The 22,979-nt window shown below is 40.4% G+C and carries 16 protein-coding genes; all 16 read right to left on the bottom strand.

All coding sequences use genetic code 11. The features are described 5' to 3' along the window. Positions 1-92: 92 nt before the first annotated feature. The 16 genes from GJB62_RS00390 to GJB62_RS00315 all read right to left on the bottom strand — a co-directional run bounded on the left by GJB62_RS00390 (position 93) and on the right by GJB62_RS00315 (position 22,773). Complete coding sequence (locus tag GJB62_RS00390) at positions 93-1,484, bottom strand: PP2C family protein-serine/threonine phosphatase (RefSeq protein ID WP_114080238.1); 1,392 nt, start codon at positions 1,482-1,484, stop codon at positions 93-95. 1,445 nt (positions 1,485-2,929) lie between these two features. Then, positions 2,930-4,573, bottom strand: a complete 1,644-nt coding sequence (gene ftsY / locus GJB62_RS00385) for a signal recognition particle-docking protein FtsY (RefSeq protein ID WP_114080239.1) — start codon at positions 4,571-4,573, stop codon at positions 2,930-2,932. A gap of 260 nt (positions 4,574-4,833) precedes the next feature. Continuing rightward, the gene (gene nusB / locus GJB62_RS00380; protein ID WP_012406910.1) at positions 4,834-5,475 is read right to left on the bottom strand and encodes a transcription antitermination factor NusB; all 642 of its coding nucleotides are present in this window, start codon (positions 5,473-5,475) and stop codon (positions 4,834-4,836) included. Positions 5,476-5,597: 122 nt separating this feature from the next. Then, a complete protein-coding gene (locus GJB62_RS00375) occupies positions 5,598-6,362 on the bottom strand; it encodes a DUF502 domain-containing protein (RefSeq protein ID WP_114080360.1) in 765 nt (254 codons plus the stop codon). A 516-nt stretch (positions 6,363-6,878) separates the two neighbouring features. Beyond that, complete coding sequence (locus tag GJB62_RS00370; protein WP_114080240.1) at positions 6,879-7,787, bottom strand: glycosyltransferase family 2 protein; 909 nt, start codon at positions 7,785-7,787, stop codon at positions 6,879-6,881. Between the two features lie 124 nt (positions 7,788-7,911). Next, on the bottom strand, positions 7,912-8,754 hold the full coding sequence (locus GJB62_RS00365; protein WP_114080241.1) for an HpsJ family protein: 843 nt from the start codon (positions 8,752-8,754) through the stop codon (positions 7,912-7,914). Positions 8,755-9,118: 364 nt separating this feature from the next. Continuing rightward, positions 9,119-9,766, bottom strand: coding sequence for a TIGR04282 family arsenosugar biosynthesis glycosyltransferase (locus tag GJB62_RS00360; RefSeq protein ID WP_114080242.1), 648 nt, complete (start codon positions 9,764-9,766; stop codon positions 9,119-9,121). A gap of 32 nt (positions 9,767-9,798) precedes the next feature. After that, positions 9,799-10,359 carry a type II secretion system protein gene (locus GJB62_RS00355; protein ID WP_114080243.1) on the bottom strand — a complete coding sequence of 187 codons (561 nt, stop codon included), beginning with the start codon at positions 10,357-10,359 and terminating at the stop codon, positions 9,799-9,801. Beyond that, complete coding sequence (locus GJB62_RS00350; RefSeq protein WP_114080244.1) at positions 10,325-11,401, bottom strand: glycosyltransferase; 1,077 nt, start codon at positions 11,399-11,401, stop codon at positions 10,325-10,327. Before GJB62_RS00350 ends, GJB62_RS00355 begins: the two co-directional genes overlap by 35 nt. Beyond that, positions 11,394-12,413, bottom strand: coding sequence for a hormogonium polysaccharide biosynthesis glycosyltransferase HpsE (gene hpsE / locus GJB62_RS00345; RefSeq protein ID WP_245246054.1), 1,020 nt, complete (start codon positions 12,411-12,413; stop codon positions 11,394-11,396). The genes GJB62_RS00350 and hpsE (GJB62_RS00345) overlap by 8 nt, the downstream gene beginning before the upstream one ends. After that, complete coding sequence (hpsE, locus tag GJB62_RS00340) at positions 12,414-13,373, bottom strand: hormogonium polysaccharide biosynthesis glycosyltransferase HpsE (RefSeq protein WP_114080245.1); 960 nt, start codon at positions 13,371-13,373, stop codon at positions 12,414-12,416. A gap of 201 nt (positions 13,374-13,574) precedes the next feature. After that, positions 13,575-14,267, bottom strand: a complete 693-nt coding sequence (locus GJB62_RS00335) for a prepilin-type N-terminal cleavage/methylation domain-containing protein (protein WP_114080246.1) — start codon at positions 14,265-14,267, stop codon at positions 13,575-13,577. Positions 14,268-14,305: 38 nt separating this feature from the next. Further along, positions 14,306-15,283, bottom strand: a complete 978-nt coding sequence (hpsC, locus tag GJB62_RS00330; protein ID WP_114080362.1) for a hormogonium polysaccharide secretion pseudopilin HpsC — start codon at positions 15,281-15,283, stop codon at positions 14,306-14,308. A 69-nt stretch (positions 15,284-15,352) separates the two neighbouring features. After that, the gene (gene hpsB / locus GJB62_RS00325) at positions 15,353-16,069 is read right to left on the bottom strand and encodes a hormogonium polysaccharide secretion pseudopilin HpsB (RefSeq protein ID WP_114080247.1); all 717 of its coding nucleotides are present in this window, start codon (positions 16,067-16,069) and stop codon (positions 15,353-15,355) included. 104 nt (positions 16,070-16,173) lie between these two features. Continuing rightward, positions 16,174-20,754 (bottom strand): hormogonium polysaccharide biosynthesis protein HpsA, encoded by a 4,581-nt coding sequence (gene hpsA, locus GJB62_RS00320; protein ID WP_114080248.1) that lies wholly within the window; start codon positions 20,752-20,754, stop codon positions 16,174-16,176. Between the two features lie 642 nt (positions 20,755-21,396). After that, the gene (locus GJB62_RS00315; protein WP_114080249.1) at positions 21,397-22,773 is read right to left on the bottom strand and encodes a glycosyltransferase; all 1,377 of its coding nucleotides are present in this window, start codon (positions 22,771-22,773) and stop codon (positions 21,397-21,399) included. Positions 22,774-22,979: the final 206 nt, after the last annotated feature.

The raw sequence follows: 22,979 nt of genomic DNA, 5'->3' as shown, positions 1-22,979 counted from the left end.
TAAATTTGGCGTGGTAAATATCCAGTTGTCATAACCAGTTGCCATAAGATTAAGTATTTATTCATGGCTTGAACAGGAAAAATGGTTAATGACTATAAAATTTGCAGAACAACTAGTGTCATGTCATCAGTGTTTTGCTTATCATCACCAATGAATTGCTGAACTTGGTCAAATAAATAGTCCACAATCTCCTCTGGCCCATTACAGTACTTGCAAGCCGTATTGAAGCCAGCGACAAAGTTATCTTCATCGAAGCGATCGCCACCAGCCGCCGCCGCATCGGTCAAGCCATCTGTATAGTAAATAATGGTATCCCCAGGCTCTAACTGTACCTGAGCATCTTCATATTGGCTGTTAGCATCCAAACCGATTAGCATTCCTAGAGTATCTAAACGGCTGACAGTTTTCGTGGCTGCGTGCCACCACAAGGGAGGATTGTGTGCCGCATTGCTATAAGACAAAATTCGACTGTGAGGATTATATTCTGAATAAAACAGTGTTACAAAACGGTGAGAATTTTCCAAATCCGCATACATCACTCTATTTAAGTTTTGCAGAATTTTTGCTGGGGAATTCCCATGTAGCACTTCTCCCCTTAGCATTCCTCGCATCATCGTCATAATCAGACCAGCAGGGACACCTTTGCCCATGACATCTCCAATAACCAAACCCCAGCGACCAGTCTCGGTGTCGCCTTTAGTCTTAGACCGAATTTTATTCTGATTGGTAGCAATAAAGTCGTAGTAGTCACCGCCAACACGATTTGCAGGCTTACAACGGGCAGCTAGGACTGCACCAGGGATTGTGGGACATTGACGTGGTAGAAGTCGCCGTTGAATTTCTGCACCAATTTCTAGTTCTTGGTCTAAGCGTTCTTTTTTTCTAAGTTCTACAGCTAGTTCATCGTTTTCGATCGCTACTGCTGTTTGATCTGCCACTAACCTAACTAACTTTTGCCTAGTTTCTGTCCAACTATATTCTGGATCGCGGCTCAATACATAGAGCCATCCCCTTTCTGTATGCTTTACCAGAATCGCCGTACCAAAGATTTGTACCTCTGGCCCCAAATAGCGATGCATTTGGTCATCCAAAATCCCCGTCGCATTCGCTAGAGGGGCAGTATTTGGCAAAAGTGTGATTTGACTGCTGGCTATTTCTAGCGCTTTGCGGATATTTTTACGCTGTCCACTATCTTGCCAATGTAACTGTTCTAACCTGACTTGACCATTAGGTTTGTAGAGAAACAGGGCGCTGCCGTCTGCATCTGTCACTCTTGTTGCCATTAGCGGAATCAGTTCCAAAAACTGATTCAAATTATTGAAACTTCTCAGGGCAAATCCTAAAGAACTGAGCAAATCTTGAATTTTGTTCTGTTCCCGGTGCAACCTTGCCACGAGTTCTTTGAGTGCCACGACTGGGGTGACATCCGTCGCGGCACTACTATTGTTGTCAGTGGGTTGAGAGGGCAGTTGAGACACAGGCACAGGTATTATTGCACTTTATATTGGCAGATTTTAGATTACTTGTAAGCTTTTTGGCTTTCGTATTGCTAAACCATAATTAGACAAGACTTGTCACTTTAGCAAGAGTATAAAGACGTAACAGGCAACTTTTATCAGTATTTTATTTGCTTATTATATTTTTGATGGAATCTTAGTCATTTAAAATCATGTATTTTTAGTCAAAATCCAACCCGTAAAAATTACTATAGCGGTTCTAAATTCTATTGAATATAGACCTAACACCGAGCCTTATGGAGAGATGTGTCTACACCGTAGCCTTTTCAAAGAAAGATCAAAGTGTATTGCATCAAAACGAGAAGCGCTATGGTTTTGGTGATAGTTCAGAAATCTTTTCCTTTTTTCATAACTTAATTCCCAAAGCATATCTCTAAAGTCAGAAAAATACTTTATTCAAAGAATAATTTATAACGCTTTCAGAGTAATTATTTGGGTATATAAAACTAGGAAATTAGAAGTCTTTTGAGCAAAAACCTCCATAAGCGCTCAAAGTGAGCTTAGTTTGGTAAAAACATACTTACATTCATTCCTAAAGCTGAGAATATGTAAATAAGTCTTTAAATACTTAATCTGTATACCATAATTACTGTGATAATCGCCAAGGATGATACTAAATATAGAAAAAATCTCCTCCCAAAACTTTAAGTCAAAAGCCAGAAACAATGTTGTCGTTTGATCATCAGAATTCAAATCTCTCGATTTACTACAAAAATATTTGTAGATTCTTTCGCAAGTAGGAGCTGAAAATACACCTGGGAGTGTTGAAACAGCTTACTTACACTAATTTGCTTTTTGAGTCCACAGTGGACGATTTTCCGAATTTCTGATGGTTGGAAGCCGTCTTTTTGGCAAACATTGGGCAAACAGCTGACGCTAGTAATCTAACTTTTAAGTAAGTTACGTGCAGCGTGCAGTTCTCCCGACTTGCTAATGCAGTCGCTTCGCCTGTTGGTGATGCTACGCATAGCTTTAGCTTGCTTCTTTGACAGCAGTACAAGTTGCCATAGCCAATATGAGTTAACTGCGGAGGGAAAAGACCACAGTCTTTGACTCACCTGCATTGGCTTTCTAATGTACTACTCACCCCTCAGACTGCTGTCCATCCCACACCACAATAGTTGTATTTGTGGGGGTGAGTATCTTGTCTACCCTTTAAGTTTCTACAAAATGTAAGTTTACGGGCTTTTGTGTGTAGCAACTAAATGTCTTGCTACTCCACTTAAAAAGCCCTTAAAGGGGTGAAAAAGTTCATTAGCTTGAGATTTTAGCAAAAGTCACCCATTTATTGTGACAAATTTATGATTTTAGGATTTTAACTGTTTTTAGTTAGTTCAAGTGATAATACCAGATTCAGTTATCCCTAAATTTCTCAGTTTGTCAAGAAAAATTTTTAACTCCCAATTTTTCTATTAGCTACTTAAGAGAGCTTCGACAAACTCATAGCTCGAAAAGGGTCGTAAGTCTTCAATTCCTTCGCCAGCACCAATAAAGCGAATCGGTAAACCTAGCTGTTTCACAACGGCAAGGGCAACGCCGCCTTTAGCAGTGCCATCTAGTTTTGTTAAGACAACGCCACTCAGTTGGGCCGCTTGGGAGAAAACTTCGGCTTGTCGTAGTCCATTTTGACCTAAAGTAGCATCTAGAACCAACAGCGATTCTACTTTGGCATTTGGAGCTTTTTTGTCGATAATTCGCCGGATTTTGCCGAGTTCGTCCATTAAGTTTTTCTTATTTTGTAGTCGCCCAGCAGTGTCTACCAGAAGTAATTCTGTTTGCCGTGATTGGGCAGCTGCGATCGCATCAAATACAACTGCTGCCGGATCTGTATTTTTTCCAGGATTGGCAATTACTTCTACACCACTTCTACTACCCCAAACTTTCACCTGTTCGACGGCGGCGGCGCGGAAGGTGTCTGCTGCCCCAATCAAGCATTTATAGCCAGATTTTTGTCCTAAATGGGCAATTTTGCCAATGGTGGTGGTTTTTCCGGCACCATTCACCCCAGTGATTAACCAAATGTTCAAAGTTTCTTTTTCTGGGGTAAAGCTAGTTTTGTGGGATGCAATGCTTGGTGCATCCAGCATATCCCGAAGAATTTTTTTCAGATAAGCGATCGCTTCTTCCGGTGCAGTAACTTCTTCTCGAAGTTTTGTCTGTAGCGCATTGATAATAAAGTCTGTCGCCTCTACACCCACATCAGCTTGCAGGAGTAATGCTTCAATTTCCGTCACAGCAGCTTGGTTAAGCGGCCCTTGACCAACGATCGCCTTCAGTTGGTTGAGAATACTCCGGCGAGTTTTGTCTAACCCTTGCCGGAGCTTTTTCAGCCAGGTTATTTCTTCAATAGAAACGTCTTCTGGATTTCTACCTTGAGCTGCTAAAACTTTCGCTGACCAAACAAACCCATCATCAAATACCAGTCCGGGAATTTCCTCTCCTATCTCTGAGGTTGCAGCTACTGGCTGTAATACCTCCGGTTCTGGAACTTCAATGGCGGTGGCTATTAGTTGATCCAGTTTTGCTTGCCGTTCTGCCGCCGCCCGTTCTAAGAAGGATAAATTAGCTGGTGCTGTTGGCTGAGTTGCCTCTGGCGTGGGGGTTTGCTCAACTTCATTTGCCGTTATTTCTGGGCTTTCGACATCGGGATCTTCAGCAATTACAATTACTGAGGAATCTTCTGTATTTTCTTCTTCAGTAGCAGTTTGGATAATTTCTAGCTGTGCTGTTTCTAGGGTTGAACTAACAGGTTCCTCAGTTAGTTCTGATTCAGTGATTTCCGCAATTGCCGTTTCTACAGTTTCAGGTTCTGCTAAGGCATTTTCTGAATCAGGCGGGGTTTCTACTACCTCAACCTGTTGTTTTTGCTGAATATTTTTGTAAGCAGCTTTAGCAAACGCCAACAAGTCTGCCGTTGTGTCTGGTGCAGTTTCAGCAGCTGAGGTTTCGGCTGGCTCTGGTTGGGGTTCTTGTGCAGGAGTAGTTTCTTCCTGTTTTTTATCAGAGGGAGTCTCAGAGGAATCGTTATATTGACGGCGGAACCAATTAAAAACCATTGCAGCAGTATTAGTTATATGAGTTATAAGTTATAAGTTATGAGTTTAATTTAACTTTGCACTTTTTCTTAGGGTGAAAACTTCCCGGTTATCCTCACCTTTCATAGCTAGTTTGAGGAGAATTAGTTTCCTTTGGTTCGCGCAGCGTCTCCCCTTCTTCCAAAGGAGAGCTAGCGCCAAGGTAAAAGTTTCGCTCGGAGGAAGCCGCAGAAGCGGCTACAGACTTTTCTCCATAGCAGTATATGAATTAGGCAGTGTTACTATGCTGTTTTTTTCTGCTCAGTGACTCGGCGCAAAACACCATTAATAAATCGATGACCGTCGTCTCCACTGTAGCGTTTGGCTAGCTCCACAGCTTCATTGATGGCGATACTATCTGGAACTCCTAAGAATTTCATTTCTGCCACAGCGATTTGCAGGATATCGCGGTCAAGTTGGGCGAGACGAGTTACTTGCCAATCCACTAAGGCAGTAGAAAGGAGTTCATCTATAATGTGTCGATTTTCATTGACAGTAATCACAAGCTCTTTAGCGTAATTACGGACTCCTTTATCCTGATTAGCTAGTTGAATCAATTCGGGGAAATCAACTGCCGTACCCAATTGATTGATTGCTGTCTGGGTGCAGGCGATCGCTTCTTGAAGCATTGTTCTGGCAGAATTGAGGTCGGAAGCACGAGTTTGGCTACTCAAAAGGCGATCGTTACTGCGTTGCAGTTCACCTGCGGCATTATTGAGGGTATCTTGCACTTCTGAGGTCAGGGTGCGTACTGCTCCTAGCACCAATTTGGATACTAGCTGATCGTCTAGTAGTGTATCTAATTTTTTTGGGTTGACTGGCAATTGGCTAAGGCTTAAAAGCGCCAATTCACGAGCAATTTGCTGGGGTTTACGAGGTTGCATAAAAGTCAGGGGTGATTGTGCGAGAACTGAGTAACTAGGCTGGGCAAACTTACAAGTTTATCAATTTTGGCACAGTCAAACAACAAGATTACGCATTTGCTTGTGACTTTGCCAGATTGATTTTAAATTTCTTCAACGGGAATAATCTGCCGCTTGATTTCGTCGTGTTTCACTTCCACTGTAGATTCTTGAGGGAAAATCAAGGGCGTATTAGGGGCGACAATGCCACCTGATACGACTATTTTAAAAGCGTCTTCAATAGACATGGAGAGGTTCACCACCTCGTCTTCAGGAACGACTGCGTACCATCCGGTAGTTGGATTTGGGGTGGTGGGGATAAAAACACTTAGGACGGGGCGGGACATCTGGGCTTGGATATCACTGCTGATTGCACCAGTGACAAAGGCGATCGCCCAAATTCCTCGGCGGGGATACTCTACCAAAATTACCCGGCGAAATTTACCATTAGAATCTTTTAGTATTGTTTCTAAAAGCTGTTTGAGAGTTTTGTATACCTGCCCAGCTAAGGGAATTGCCTGTAATAATCGCTCACCAAAATCTAACAACCACCGTCCAGCAATATTGCGAGCCATTAAGCCCATCAATAAAATACACAGTAGTGGCACAGCCAATCCTACTAATAAATTCAGTAAATTTACTAGAATTGGGTTTAACCCATCAAAAGGATTCAGTTGTTTGGGAATTTGGGTGAGGAAGTTGATTACCCAATTAGCAATGGTAATTGTCAGCCAGATAGTGGTTGCGAGGGGAATTACTACCAACAAACCAGCAATCAGGTCGTTTTTTAAGTCCTGTTTTAGGCGATCGATTACCAAGCCCTGATTCTCCTGTTTTAAGCTAGAGGAACTTTTGTTATTGGTATCCATACCAGCAAATTCGTCAAATAGCAAAGGCTTTACTTGAAGCAACTTCTGCCGCAAGTAACTCTCCAAAACGCTAGCAGTTTGGCTACTACAGCAACAATACGTATTTGTTGCTGTAAATCAGCTATTCTCCTACAAGCATAGACATAGATATCAACCAATCAGATGGCGGCTGGTTGTTCTCAGAAAATGTCACCTTTCCTTGTAAGACTTGTAAATGATTGTTGCAAGTCATAAGGTATTACTAATCTATCGCGCTCAATCAAAAGCTGCTTTTGATTCTGAAAGTACCACCAGGTAAACTGAGGAGTTATTTTATATGGTCAGTCACTCACGTTTGAACGGGAGCGGTTTTTATGAAAATGGTCTGTTATAAATATTAATTTAATATGGTGGTTTTGTTTAAATTTAAAGCGCAGTAGGGTACCACAGCTAGCTATGCTACCCTATTTCTGAATTCTGATTTTGCGATCGCTACTTGTTGATTTGACTGAGAATCCTTCTAATCTCCAATTCCCTTTACGCCACATCAGCCTGTGTAGTTTCCGAATCCGCACACTGTAACTGTTGTGGACTCTCTTGTGCCAGAATTGCTGTTACCTCTAAATTAGGTTTTGGTAGATACTTCATTTCCCAAACTTTGAGCAAAATCAAGTATTCGTAAAATGCCTGCAATGTACACCAAGCAAGTCCAGCGTGTCCATCTAAACAGCCACCTAATATAAAATACATATATAGAAAGCGTAGCAACGGTCTCGCAGGTAAACGCAAAGACAAATCTTTCAAGGCGCGGCGTTTTTCGACTTCCGATTTACCAAAGAATAAATCTTGCCAGTTGACCTTTCCTTGTTCTAACTGATACAGCGTTTCTTGAGCTTCATCTGTAGAATAACGGTTATGCTTATCAATCCAACGGCTCAAACCTTTGCTACAAGTGTAGTGAGGGTATGTTTCTTTTAAAAAGCTGGTTGCACCTTCACACACTTCCCGCTCAGTATGACCGTAGTCTGTAAACCACACCTTTCCGTGGCGGAAGAGACGCATTTGGTAACGGGGATACTGTGTGCTGTAACGAATCCAACGATTCATGAACATGACACGTTCAGCCACGTAGTAACCGATGTAATCAAGATTCTGACTTACCTTTTCGCATTCGGCGAACAGTTCTGGTGTCATCCGCTCATCAGCTTCGAGAATATAAACCCATTCGTGCTTTGGGGGGATAGACTCTAACATCCAGGTGCGTTGGCGGCCGTGGCTTTCAAAAGCGTGCTGGACAACACGGATGGGATAGCTACTGGCAATTTCCACAGTGCGATCGCTACTGCATGAATCCACAACAATAATGTCATTCGATAGCATCGCTGATTCGATACAAGCAGCAATATCTAGTTCTTCGTTATATGTCAGTATGTAAATTGAGAACATTACTCAAGTTTTATAGTGATTTTACTCAGTGATAATTGTATTTTTATTGTTGTTAGCTATTAGGCGCATGGCAGTATAAACCGAATAATTTTTGTATAAGTCTTACTGCCATGCCAATAGTGGATTAACGGGCGGTAGCTCTAGGTTTACCACCTTGTACAGCACCCATACCTTTTAAGCCCGTCCAGCCGATGATAATGTAACCAATGGATAACAACAAACTGCTAATCCCAATCCGCAGCCCAGACTTCCAAGCAGTATCTTTAGCTTGTTGTTCTGCTTCTTCTCTGCGCTGGCGAACTTGGCTCAGTTGTTGAGTTCGCAGTGTCTGAATATCTGTTTGTTGTTCGATAGCTTTGTCAAGCGCTTGGGGATCTGTTTTAGCCTTCTTCAGTAACTCTTTGATATTTGGGGGAATTTGAGAGCTTTCAAGCGCTTGCTTATATTTTTGATCGTCTTTGAGGATTTCACTAAACTGAGCTTTGGTTTGGGTTCGCAGTTGATCTAATTGGGCTTTTCCTTGCTCAGTATTCAGTTGTGCTTGCAATTGCGATAAGCGAGTGTTGAGTTGAGCTTCTGCCTGATCTGCTTCTTGGGTGATTCGATTGAGTGTTTGAGTCTTAGCTTGATTGACGTTATTGAGGTGCAGGGGAAAAATCAGCAAGAACATCAACCCTAAAATACTTGAGAGAATCACGGCGGGAAATCTTAAATCGATCCCTTGGGGGCGATCGCTTCCTGCATCAGCGTTTTCAATCCAATAGGCAGCAAACAGCAGCCCCAGCCCCACTAGAGGAACAATCCCCCGATCAACTAGCGCTGTTGCCAAGTTGATTTGCCATACCCGATCAGTCGGTTGAAAGGGTAACAATAAAATCAAAAAGTCTACAAAAAAGGACAAAATGCAGATTATTCCAACTACCTTAACGGTGAGGGCAGTACTCACGGAAGTAAAACGGTTAACCATAGTTTTTCAAACTGGCGGTGAATACGAGTGATTTTCATATTTCAAGTTACTTGAATATTGTGCCCATGACCGTGACTGTTGTGTAGAAATACAAAGCAGATTCAATATTGTTAAAGGCTATCTGCCTCTTGGTTTTCAACTAGGCCACAGTAACATTTGTTATGTACAGTGTCTTCAGGAAATTCTTGGTGTTTTAGAGTATAAGTATAAACCGTAACGTAGTAAAAGACTCATTAATTACCCTATTTCTCTTGTTTTCAGTTCTTAATCGCTTGCAACATAAGTATTTTGTAGGGGCGCATATCTGTGCGCCACTAGTGGGTTGTGCATCCATATAAAAATTACTATATCTCCTTTATCTCCCTCATCCTTCCATCTCACCCACAAGGGTTTGTTCCCAAATCGGCAGATCCTCGGGTCGGTCAACATCAGCTAAAGGCGACAAATTCACGTATGATAAATGAAGTTTTTGGGCAATGTCTACGGTTTTCTGGAATACTTGAGCAGTTCCCCACTCGATATTAACGAATAACTCCGGGATAGCTTGGCGCAAACCAATTAAGTAATATCCACCATCGATCGCAGGGCCAAGTATGAGGTCAAAGGTGTGTAACTTTTCAAAAGCTGTTGCTAGAATCTCGGCATTGACTCCAGGACAATCTGTGCCGATGATAATTACTTTTTCTGCACCAGATTGAAAAGCATCGAAAAGCGATCGCGCCATCCGTGAACCTAGATCGCCTTCGCCTTGAGATTGGTAAACCAAATCTAACCCCAGCCAGTCTTGCATTAGTTGCAAATCGCCACCTGCAAATCGCACTTCCACAGATATAGCAATGGCTTTTTGCAATTCTTGAACCTGAAATATTGTATATTCTGTCATTTCCCGTTGAAGATTGGCAGCACCAAGATTTCCTAAAGCAGGTATCAATCGGGTTTTTGTCTTACCTGGTTCTGGATAGCGAGTAAAAATAATCAGGTGCTGTTTTGGGTTTGCTGGTAAGTTCAGCACGCAATACCTTATTTGAATAAACTAAAAATATTTTAATAGCAATACTTGCCGTCATCGGCTGTAGTATGCTCCTTCGCAGTTCGCATTGTGCCTAAAATCGTTGAAATAATAACACAACGCTTAACTTTACCACCAGAACTACTGGATAGCGTGATCCGTCCTAAATTTTGTGAATTACCTCTGTAGTCAAATTGAACTTTGCGTATGCCATTTGACAATTGCAAGGTTGTCTCAGAATCTAAGCGTACATTGGAATCTATGTTATTCCAATTAGCAGTAGATGGATTTACTGTAGCAGGATGAACTGCCCATTGAATAATGCCGTTTTGCTCACGAAAGCTGGCTTGCCAAGTCAACTTTTCCTTACTGGCTTGGCTTCGGGCTTGATGAATAGCAAGGTGAACTTCGTTTTGAGCAGTGTTGAGACGGCGAGTCTCTACAAAAGCTAACCAGTTAGATATTCCCTGGGTAGCTAATATACCAATTAATACAACAACTACTAACATCTCTGGTAGGGTAAAACCACTACTGGAGTGCTTATTCAAAAGCTTCTTTGCATTAACTAGAGACGGTAAATGCACCTGGATATCCATTTTTGTTTTCTGATCGCTTTTCAACTACCCAGTCGTTGAGCAATGTTTCAGTTTCTTGCCTTCTAAGTTGACGCTGGTTAGTAATAATGTCTAGTAAGGTCGGCAGAATAAGGATTGTGACAATTTTCAGTGACAGTTTTAAGGTGAAATTTATGTTCTGAAGTCTTGAAGGGTTATAAATAAAATACTTACACAAAAATATAGCCGCCGCTAGACCTTTTTTTCTGTTAAATGGCTTTTGTAGAGCTTTGCAGACCAGGTATTTGTATAAATTTGCCAGACAAAGATTCCAACTATCCTTTAGTGTCGTTCCTGTAGCGTCTCGTAGAGAAGGTCTTTCTTTATAGGCTCTCTCAAGCACTTGCAAACAGGATCTTTCCTGTCTGACAAGATTGCAAGAAACTGAATTAGGAGTTATGCGATATAAGATTTGTACAGATGGGACACATATAAAATTAAACTTAGAGGCTAATCGCAGCCACATATCCCAATCCTGAGCCGCACCTAGAGATTCGTCAAAGCCACCTAATGCAATTAAAGCTTTTCTACAAATTAAAGGATTGGAACCATTCTCTAAAAAGTTATTTAGTAGTAAATTTTCATAAACATTTCCATTAGCTTTAACACGCTTACCCGAAAGTATAAACTCACCATTTTCGTCAATATAATCAGTCCAACTATAAGCGACTTTTGCGGTAACGTTTTCTTGCAAAGCCTTTAATTGAGATTTAAGTTTATCAGGTGTCCAAATATCATCCGCATCTAAGAAACTAACAAATTTTCCAACAGCATGGTGTAGCCCTCGGTTACGACTAACGTTTCCCCCGGCATTGGGATAGGAAAATACTTTTATTCGTGAGTCTGGAATTTTTGTAATAATTTCTAAGGTTGAGTCTTGGGAACCATCATTTATTACAATTAATTCTAGATTGTGAAAAGTTTGATTTAAAACAGATTCAATAGTTTCTTTAATAGTTTTTTCACTATTGTAAGCTGGGATAATTACACTAACTAATGTTTTATTTAAAGTTGACTTAATCATGTTGTACACTTCTTGTTTTCAAGATTTTGTCTAACTTGCATCTTAAAGAATAAAAGGGACTCATCATACTAGCTAAGTAAAAGTTAAGCTCAAAAAGAGCAATTAGATTAGTTTTAAATTGCCCTCTATACTGAATGAGGTGCTGTAATACTCTACGTAAGTTTCCTAAAATAGTTTTCACAAAAATTATTGGTTTTTGCCAATTTTTAGCATTTATCAAACGTAGCTGAAAAATACACAAGCCACAGCCACGTGCCAAAGTCAGTAAATAATCTCTTTCCAGCCGCCAATGTGGTATTTGATGATAAGTATGCATGTTAGGGTTATACCAAATTTCCCAGCCTGCATAATGTATATAAAGCAATGGTTCATAGTCATCACCCTGCACAAAAATGCCAGGTAATTTGCCGCTTAAATTCGGTTGTTCTGGTACATTTTCACACCATACTTGTTTTCTCACAACAAGCGCTGCCGCAGGAGGTAGTCTTAAATTTTCTGCATCAAATAAATGCGGATTTGAACCATGTTCTCTGATTGCTAAAAAAGCTTGAATTCTTTCAAAATTTTCTGGCAGCTTTACTTCAAAATCCCCATGAATCTGTCCGCTCCAAGCACCTGCTTGAGGATGTTCTAATCCAAAGGTATATGCTTGAGCTAACCAATCAGGATCAGGTAAATTATCATCATCTAAAAACGCTATTAGCTCACCTCTTGCTTCACGTACTGCCCGCAATCTTGCAAAAGCTGCTCCCTGTTTGGGTTCTAAAAAATATCTTAACCGACAATTTATATCATATATTTTTTGGTAATTCTGGATTATTTCAGATGTGTTATCAGAACTATTGTTATCTACAATAATAATTTCCCAATTAAGTTTTTCTACTCCTATCTGGTTTAATAGCTTATCTAAAACTTTAGGTAAACGGGTTGCTCCGTTATAGGCAGGGATAGCTATGCTAATATCTAAACTTTCAACTGATAAGTTGACCATAATATTTAATGTTTTGATCATTTATTTTTTAAAATATCCATTTTTCCAAAGGTAAAAAGGGCTAACGAAGCTACTAAAAAAAAGTTCCATTTCGCAAGCAACTACCAAATCGTGTTTGAGTCTAGTTCGGTATTTAAGTAAGTGTAAAGTAATTTTACGTAAGTCATTTATCATATAAGATAAAAGAGCAATTGGTTTATATATCTGTTTGATATTAACCATTCTAGTTACATAACGGCTAAGTCCAATTCCTCTAAAAAAGGGAATCAAATAGTCTTTTTGTAAACGAGAACTAGGTATTCTATGGGAAATTTCCATTTCTGGGTTATACCAAATTTCCCATCCTGATTTTTGGATATAAGACAACATTTCTAAGTCTTCACTGGTAAGCATATTGCCTTTAACTCTCCCAGTTAAAATCGCCTTATCTGGCACGCTTTCTAACCACGCTTCTTTACGCACTACAAGTCCGGCAGAGGGAGGTAGCAATTTTTTAGATGCTTCATATAATAACGGTAAATCACCTCGCTCTGTAATTGCTAAGAATGGGGCAATTCTCTGAAAGTTTTCAGGTGGTTCTACTTCCCAGTCGGGGTGAATTTGGCTGCCATAAGCTCCCGCTTTGGGGTATTTTTCACCAAAAGTATAAGCTGCATATACCCAATTTGATACTGGATAGTTGTCATCATCTAGAAAACCTATTAATCTACCTTTAGCTTCTGCAACTGCCTTTTTTCGGGCATAGGCTGCCCCCTGTTGTGCTTCAAAGCAATACTTCAAAGGGTAAGAACATTGCCAATTCTGTTGATAGGTTTGAACAACTTTAGCTGTGTTATCAGTGCTGTTGTTGTCTACAACTATAATTTCCCAAGTTAAATTTTCGGTGTGAAGTTGGTTTTGTAGTCGTTCTAATAGTTCTGGTAAACGACTTTCACCGTTATAAGTTGGGATCGCTATAGTAATATCAAGATTTTCAGCCATTTGACAAAATTCACATTTTGATATTTTGATTAAGACGCTTTTTATTTTATATATTGAACCAATAGCTAGTCTATTACTGGCTCTTAAATAAATCTATCGAACATTAAAAACTGCACCTGATGTTTTAATTTTGCTATCAATGTGCAGTTTTATATACAGTATTATTACGTAATTTAAAATGAAGATTCCTGCATAAGCTACTTAACTGCATTTATCATCTTGTGCTGTGAGCATTGAGCCTAAGAGAGTTTTCACAATGACGCATCGCTTGACGCTACTAGCCGATGTGGAGTTTGCAGAGCTTGGTACAGCTACCACTATTTTTAACCCAGGTGGCTCTGTCGAAGGGGCTACAGGTGTTCCAAAGCTTGCATTGGGTAAAGTCCCCATATAGTCAAAGGTAATTTTTGTTGACGCACTTAAAGTGTAAGAGACAGATGAACCAGCAGTGTTTTGACTGGTGAGATTTGCACCTAGCAGAAATTTATCAGAGCTGATGCCTACATCTGCTCCTAAAGGTTTCCATGTAGGGCTTCCAGCATTGGTATTATAAACAGCAACCTCTGCATTTTGGGTTGTGCTATTTTTCTGAAAACTGACACTGTAGCTAAGTTTTTTGTTTTTAGCTTCGCGCTGTGCTTCTTGCAGTGCGGCTAAAACAGCGTCGTTAACCTTATTCACTTTCTGCCGATTCACAAAGGCAAGCCAACCAGGGGCTGCGATCGCTGCTAAAATTCCAATCATCACCATCACTACGATTAATTCCAGCAAGCTAAAGCCAGCATCTTGTTGGGTATATCCAGAAGCATAGCGTAGTCTGTGAATTAAACATCGCTGTTTACTGGTTTCATTTCTACTGTTTGGGTTAAATAACTTCAAACTTAACTTTCCCATAATTAGCTGCCATTAATTAATCCTTGAATTTTCAGCACTTATTTAGTAAATAAGTATCCGCGCCCTTGTACGCGTATACTTGCACTTGGAAAATAAGTTTTGTTGGTATCTGTGTAATTAAGGTTATTGCTTTGTAAACGTGCAAGTGCATTGCCTCGTAAAGTTACCTGCGCTGTTGTGTTAACCCTATCGATACACGCATAGAAACCAGTCATTTTGCCAGTATTACGTGTATTAAAGCTAGCAGTGTTTGGTGATACTTTTTGCCATGTGTTGTTATCAGTAGGACAAGTTGCCGCAGGTGCTGGTGTTGTATCATCAGTCTTGGTTTGATCAATAAAGTCAACAAGTACTGTAGTATCAGCAGTATAAGTTTCTGTGGCTTTTACCCAAGCATTCATCTTGTCATTAATAGTGCCTACTCCATCGAGTTTAAATAGGGTAAAACCTGGACTAGGACAATTACCACTAATATATTTGCCAGTGTAGCCAGTACAATCAACACCAGTACTAGCTGGTACACCATCCTTAATTTGCCATCTCGCAATCCGAGCTGCATTAGACCAAGTAGAACTAGAAGTAGCGTCTTTAATTAAATAATAGGCAACCAATGAGTATACAAAAGTATCATCTTTTTCGGTTCCTGTAATTGTAAGCGCTTGGTTAACTAATTCTCGCTTCCAAAAGACAACGACAGGGACTCTATCTGTCGCGCTCGAATTAGGTAATTGATTTTTGATAGCTTCAATTCCGTCAGCATCATAAATATAAATTGCCTGTTGTAAATCACGGGCAATATAATCTAACGCAGCTTGAATTTCTTGCTCAGAATTTGCCTTTGCTTGCTCCTTTCGGTCTGTATCCATAATGTTAACCATGAATCCTAGCAACGGTGTGATGATGAGGAATGCCAGAATCATGGCAATCAACAGTTCAATCATAGTAAAACCGTTAACTTGCTGAACTAGCCTAGAGCGTTTTAGCTGGCTTTTGATTAAGAATTTTAGTGTACTCACCATATTGTGGAATTCTCTTTAGTGATAAATGCACAGTGAGCATCGCATAATGTGAAACTGCCTAGTTTTTTACTGGCAAGCTTGATTTGTTGCAGTACCCAGTCGTCGGCATAAAGCCTGAAATGTAGTGTAACTGTTGCCAATATCGGTTGTCATTTCGATTAATGGTGCTTGGCGATCGCCCAATCCGCCTGTGAAAGTTTTTTGTGTTTTCTTATCACTATTTGAGTTCCCTGTATTGGCTGTTATAGTTTTACTAAAGTCAATATCTGTTCGATAAACCCTAATTGCTAGACGATAACCGTCGTTTACCGAACTACCTGTAACTTTAACTTGAGCAGCTTGAATGTAAAACTGCTCAAAGGGCTTATCCCTACAACCTGTAGTACTAGTAGTAGTAATAGTGCCATCAGTAACCTTAAAGCAATACAAATTTGTATCACTTGCTTGCGGAACGGGCATTTCTGTACTGCTAATTAAATAGGCTGCTGCTTGAGTTGAATTTGAAACATTTCGGGTTGTAGTTGCATTTGCAGGATCGCGTGCAATGATTGTACTTGGCGCTGCTATTGCTCCAGTTCTAATGGCATCAATAAATGCTTTTGTCGCTTGGGTTGACAGTTCCACTCGTCGAGACTGAACGCGGGTTGCTGTTGAGATGACGATCGCAGGTGCGATCGCTGCCATTAAAATAGCAACTATAACTATTGCTACCAAAGACTCAATAATCGTAAAACCAGACTCATCAGCAGGGATGATTTGTTGCTGTAGTTTGTGCTTAATCATTAACTTATCACCAGCTTCTGATACCAATTTGCATTCCGAAACGTAATTGAAAAATCTTACTCCCCTAAAGTTGAAGTTACAGTTTAGGAGAGTAGTATGAAGTTTTAAGATGGGCAGTTACTAGGACGTTGATCGGAATCGATTGCAGCACTATATACAGGAGGAGTGCTAGTATCGGGTTTTTTCGCACACAACAAACTTTGCACCCATGCGTCATCTCGACCAACTTCCCGGAAGTACTCATCTGGCAAATCGTCTGGTATAGTTGCCAATTTTTGGGCTAATAAGTCAGGCGACTGAGATAGCAGCGCTACATCATAACCCCATTGCCGTGTAGGAGCCAGATAGAAAGGAGTTCTGCTGTTGTTGCCTTGAATCTTATACTTAAAATTATCAGATTGAGTTGATATAGATGTGTTGAATGGTGCTGTGGCATAGGCACTTCGTTTAGTCTGGACAAAAGAGCCACTAATCCTAGCTTTAATGGCATCGCTTGTTCCTCCTGTTGGGTTCCAGTTTTCCATGAAGCGCACAAAGTTGTGTAGACCACCATTGTCTTCTGTAGGACGTGCTGGGGTATCTCCAGCCACAGCAATTAAATTAAAGGTAGTTTCAGTAGCTGTTTGCAACCAATTATTGTGGGTTCCAGAGACAATATTATTAGTGTTGTCTGGGTCTTGAGGAGTAGCAAAGGGTTGATTAATTTGTAGGACTGGTTCAAATCCACTAACAGCACCAGCAGTTATAACTGGCTTCAGCCAGGGCATAAACACATCGGGTGATGGTGGTAATAGTGTTGTCCCTGTAGTTGATGTTCCTGACCCTAGAGTAAATTCTTGTACATTCTTACCAGGGGAATCAACCCCTAAGACTCTAAGAGGAGTAACTAATTGATGAGTAATGGGATCACGTACAAAAGCAATTCTTCGAGGAGCATTTGCAGGAAAGCATGTCAGATCGCTTGAATTGCTAAAAATGTATCCTGTTTTTAATCGGTTATTGTCAGGGTCTCCATTTTTACCAATAATGTTACCGTCCCATGAATTATTTCCACCTCCATTTCCACACGATGTTGTAATAATCCAATTTAAAGGATCACTACAAGCTGCTGGGTCAGTTGCAGTGCAAATTTCGGTCACATAACTCCCCGGCGGTATTTGTAGCGCAATTGGCGTTACAAAGTTGTTAAGGTAAGAACTACCTTGAACCCCTGTTGTAGTTGAGTCAAAGTCTTTGGGTATTTTTGTAGCGGTGTCACGCCATTTAGCTATGGGGACAAAGCTATTGTATTGTGAGAAACCAGATGGTATTGGGAAGGGACCATTATAGCTATTACTCCAGTCATAATCTCCGTCATCGCGATAGCCCAATCTAAAGTTATTAGAAAGTAAAGTAACAGAATCTGCCAACACAGATGCAGGCCGCCATAGATCACCAGTTGTACAGTTTGGTAGCCTTGTATCATTTGGACGACAAGCGAAATTCGGATTGCGCTGTGCTTTGGCGCGAGTATAGAAATTGCTCCAATCATCTGACAATGCTGTTGTGAACTCTTCTTGGGTGTGAAGATTAAAGTTCCCCTTAACGTAAACAGGCAAATTGGTAGCTAAAATCAACCCTTTCTCTACGTCTCGATAATTATTACTTGTACCGCGACCGATTTGTGAGCCGTTGATGAGCATAATGGCATTAGGTCGGCGCGTTGGGTCAAGCGTATAATCTACTGGGCTTTCAAGTTTTTGCGCCTCTGGATCTGTCTTGGTTGAACTCAAATCTGGCAGTGCATCATTGCGAGTAGCATAGATAATGCCACTATTTGGCAGTAAGTATTCTTGTGCTGGAGTTGCTGCACCATACGTAGTAGTGCGAAGCGAGTTGATATCTAATACTGTGGCGCGAATTTCTAAAGGTTGTCTGTCTTTTGTTGCAAGATCGTAATCAGTACTTGTAGTGCTTGTTTGATTTGCCTTAACCTGTCTTGGATCTAAAAAGGCAATTTCTTGAATTGCGCCGTGAGGAATAGGAGGTGTAGTGGTTACTGGAGAAATACTGCCGTCTAAAATTTGTAGAGCGCAAATTGCAGCATGAATTGTAGATTGTTCCGAAAGAGTACGATTTGCTGCTGTTTTTGCTAAAGCTTTTGCTAGCAGTCCATCATCTATAGAACGTCCAGCTAAATAATCTGCATTAGTTGTATCAGTTATTGGACGTTTTGGATCTCCTTTTATATCTCCTTTTGGATATTTTAATTGAGATTGATAAGTCAGTATGGCCTGATAATCACTGACTGCCTTCGTTGGAGGCCCGTAAACTATGCCATTGTTGGATAAACCACCTGTAGCTGAACTATTAGCATTTGAAGCCCAAGCTGGAAGCCCTGTTTGATTTTTAGCAGTAGTGCTATTAGTAGGGACGTAAAAGCTGCTTACACAAGCTATAGGCTGTGGACTTTGCTGGTCGTAACTAGTAGCTTTGTAGTGATAAACAGCTGTAGCTCGCATCCGCAGAGATGGTGTCTTAGTTGGATCGGCAATTTCGGGCCATTTATACTGTATTGAAGAGTAATTACTTGCGCCTACAGCAGAGTAATCATACATCCAATATGGCTTAATAGTCTTTTGCGTGGGTGCTGGAGCTTGGGGCACTGGCATCAGATCAGACCAAATTTCTTTGGTAGCTGAAGTGAAAGTAGTACTTGCGGCTGTGTAACTATCAGGCAAATAAATCCCAGCACCAGTTACCACTCGTAAACCACCAAAAGGGTCTTGTATGGTACTCGGAACTTGAGCTGCTGCTAGTTCCCAATCTTTATCTCGGTCTGTAGAGCCTAAATCAGCTAATATTTGTACGCGAGAGCGGCGAGTGCGAGGTGTAGCAGGTGTCGTTGGTAGATCCCAGTTAACACCACTAATATTTTGGGTATCTTGGAAATTTGGGCCGACGAATTGGCTTTGATTACTGTCCCACCAGATTTGAGGCAGATTGTTACCAATTACAACCCTATCACCCAAGGATTGTTCTTTTTCGCCATAGTCTTTTTCTAGTTTTGTGGGTTCCGTTGCACCAGGTATCAGTTTACCACTGGTGATATTTAGTGTTAAATTAGCGTAACCAGTACCCGTTTTCCCATCCGTGGGATCGGTAGGATACATCCAAGCATCTACAGGGCGTAGAGTATCGCCACTGCCTTGAAGCGGAGTAGTTGTGGCGTATGTACCTAATGCAACTGCTTCAGTGCTTCCAGCAGCAACTTCTCTGTAAGGTACGCGCCGGGTGCGTTTTTGAAAGTAAAGCTGTAGCTGTTGTTTGCGTAATGCGTCGTTTTCTGCTGTGGTGTAACTTGCTAAAGCAAGCTTATCTTTTTGTTGTTGAATACCTTTGGTAACTTCTGCGGGATCGGGATTTGTGGTAGCTATTTGGGCGTTAACTAGCCGAGTGATACGCTGAGTATAGGCAAGGCTGTTATAAGCCATGAAATTCGCTTCGTTTGATGCTGGAGTAGTTGATTTTGCAAAATCGACTTCAACAGGATCTGTGGCTTCTCCTTTTCTAAATAAATGCACTTTAGTGACATTGCCTAAGTCACTTGTATCTGTGAAGCCACCAGCGCCCAAGTTTCCACCAATTACTATTTTGGCATTATCGTTATCGTAGAAACAGGATTCCTTACTGCTAACTTGAAATAGCTTGACACTATTTGCTGGCGAACCAGTGAGAAAATTACTATTGGTAAAAATTCGTCCATTTAATCTGAAGGCGGGGCCTGGGCTAAGTCCTATATCATCTTCATAAAGAACAGCATTATTAACTACAGGAAGTTGGATACGTTCTTGTTGATACTCTAAAGCAGAAAAGCTTTTATTACCTTTGTAAAGTTCGTATTTAGTATTAGATGGCGTAGTAGTAATAGGAACGGTTGCTGTATAGACAAAAAAGGCTTTTTTCAACTTATTGCCTACTTTAAACCAGCCAGTATTACCTACTAAGGTAGCGCTTGTGCCTAGCGTATCTCCACAATCTCCACTGACATTACCAGCAGTCATTGGTAAAGTTCTTGCTTCTAATGGATTTCTGGCATATTTATATACACCAGCGTTTATGGGAGGATTTCTAAAGTAAATGCCATAAAGTGTGTAGCTATCAAATTTCCCATTGTTGTCAGTATCTAGAGGGTATAGCCATGCAGTATTTAGTGTCTTATCCTTTTCAGTAGTTTCAGTTCTTTTTGCTTTTTGATCGGTATTTAGAGCTAGTTGAAGTTGAGTTTCATCACCAAATGTATATTCATTGATATTGCCGCTCAAAGTAGAATACAACGCATCATCTGTTGGTGTGGCTCGTGGTAGTCGTCCGTCTTGAAACAGCTTATTTATTTTAGCTCTAGCTCGATCGATGGCTGGGGTAGCAGCGTTGAGTGCAGCCTCATTTACTCGAACATTACTAGCATTTTTAGAGCGTTCAAAAGAGCGAAATAAAATTGCTGTTGTTAACAGTACAACAACTAAAGATACCATTGCTACCGTTGGTAAAACAAAACCAGCATTTCCCGCACCACGCCTTCTATTAGTTGTAAAAATAGTTCTTAGACACCAAATTATTTTCTTTTTTATTGTAGATAAAAACTGATTACTAAGGTTTTTTAAATAAAATATTAGTGCCTTCAATAACTTGCGTTTTACAGACATAGAAGCTTCCCTGCTAAGTGTTTGTTTACGGATGTGAGGATATTTGAATTTATAGGTATTCAGCCTATTATTTAGGTTTTAGCTAAAAGTGAGACTTTTGATTTATGTAAAAGTTAACCTTGTTTAAACATTTTTAAAAATGTAGTAGTAAATTAACCTGTAGTAGTAAATTAACCAATACGATTTATTCACTTTATATCATAGGTTCATTTTTTGGTTAATACCGAAAAATACTGATCTTCTCGAAATTATTTAATTTATGTCCACTAAAGAGATAAAAATTTATTTTTATATAGAAGGCTGATATCACAGAAACAAAACCTACATTTCCAAGCTAATTAAGCTCACTTTCATAGAAAAATAGTATGACTTAAAATTAACTTTGTAGAAATCCATTTCATTCAAAGCTAGCTTTATGAAGATGTTGTCAGCATACTAAGGCTATAATACCCACGTGTTAAGGTAAAAATATCAGTTAGGGGCAAAATAATATGAAAAAACTTAAAACCTCCCTGTATTAGGGAGGCGGTAGAATAAATATTCATAATTTCAAGCAAATACGTAGTAATTAGGTTTAATAGTCAATAGCTGAATTACACTGTTGCTTGCACAGACTATAGGACTAGTATTTAATTTTTGAAACTACCGTTGTAGGTTTTTATATATGGTTGCTAAATCTGCTGCCTGCATATTTACTGTGCGAACAGGTTTAATACCTTGGCGCAATTTATTAAGTAAATTAGTATCTGTTGCTAATCGCTCAAGAGCTTGAGTCCAAGCTTTAGTATCATTAGCAGTTACTAACCAACCATCAATGCCATGTTTTACAAGTTCGGCAATACCCCCCAAATTGGAACCAATTACAGGGAGGCCGGCTTCATGGGCTTCTAAGACTACTATCGGCCCAGTTTCTAACCATTGGGAAGGTACAGCTAGGATGTCGTAATTGGCTAGAGCCTGGGGAAGTTCAACTCTAGTTAGTTGTTTCTCTATGCGAATTCGGGGGTCATTGTCAATTAGGTTAAAAATTTTTTGGCGATATCGTTCATCTTGCGCTATGCCATGAATTATCAATTCAATGGGAATCACCGCAGGTAAATCTTTAACTGCTTGGACTAAGATATCAATACCTTTATATATATCCCAGCGTCCTAAAAAAACTACTTTTAAAGTGCCAGATTGCTGTAATACCAGTGTTGATTTTTCTTGTGTAGCGTCAGAAATTCCGTGTCGAGAGAGAACGAGTTTTTTTTCAGGAATGCCGTTAATCAGTAGAGCTTCATAAAGCCAATCACACACTGCTACAATGCGGTCAGCATATTTTGCCATTTCTAGCAGACTTTTTTTGCGGGCAGTAACATAACCAGGGATCACAAAAGGACGCACAAATTGTCCTAAGTTGCCCTCGTCTACTGAGGCAGGAAGATAGGCACTTACAGGCAATGGAACTCTCCCTAAAATAGCTTCGGGCAGATAGCTAAAACCTTTGACCATTGCAGCAGGTAGCTTTTTGCTCAAACTATCAGCACATTGGGAACAACGCACCACATCTATTTTGCCATCACAAGCCTGTTGTCCATTGAACATCAAAGTAGTTCGCTGGCATAAGGGTAGAGGATAATGGATTGTTACAACTGTTGACAAGCCTAATTCTTTTGCCAAACGTAGATGAGGCAATCCACAAGATACTTCCCAATGGTGCTGATGGTAGATGTCTGCTTTTTGGTGAGATAGCCAATTAGCAAAATCTTCAAATTTTCCATGAGGAAATTGACCGTGATTCGGTTGTGTTCTAGGTACAGGGAATACAGGATATCGATAAACTTCTACATCGTTGTACTTGTAAGTATCACCATGTGGGGAACCTAATTTGGCGGCTGCTATCAAGATGTCAATATCATGCGATCGCTCCGCCAACGCTAAGAGCGATCGCAATTCTGGCAGTAAATCGTTGAGGTTTACTTGAATACCACCGCATTTATCTGGAAAATAACGAGCAAGAGCTTGGATTACTTTCATCGGGAGGAATCTCCAGGACAGGAAATCTGCTCTTGCTATTTTATTCGCTGTATTGTGAATTACGCAGTAATATCTGTACTCCAATCATGACTCTTGCCACATTTCTCGGTTTTCGCACTATCCCTCAAGCTCAAGTGCTTTAGCCAATCAAGTCCAAAAGGTTTTTTCTTTCTTTGTATGAAACCACCCTGCTCTCCTTATTAAGG

This window comes from Nostoc sp. ATCC 53789 (assembly GCF_009873495.1).
In the GTDB taxonomy this organism is placed as follows: domain Bacteria; phylum Cyanobacteriota; class Cyanobacteriia; order Cyanobacteriales; family Nostocaceae; genus Nostoc; species Nostoc muscorum_A.
This window is presented reverse-complemented; position numbering and strand designations above follow the sequence as displayed.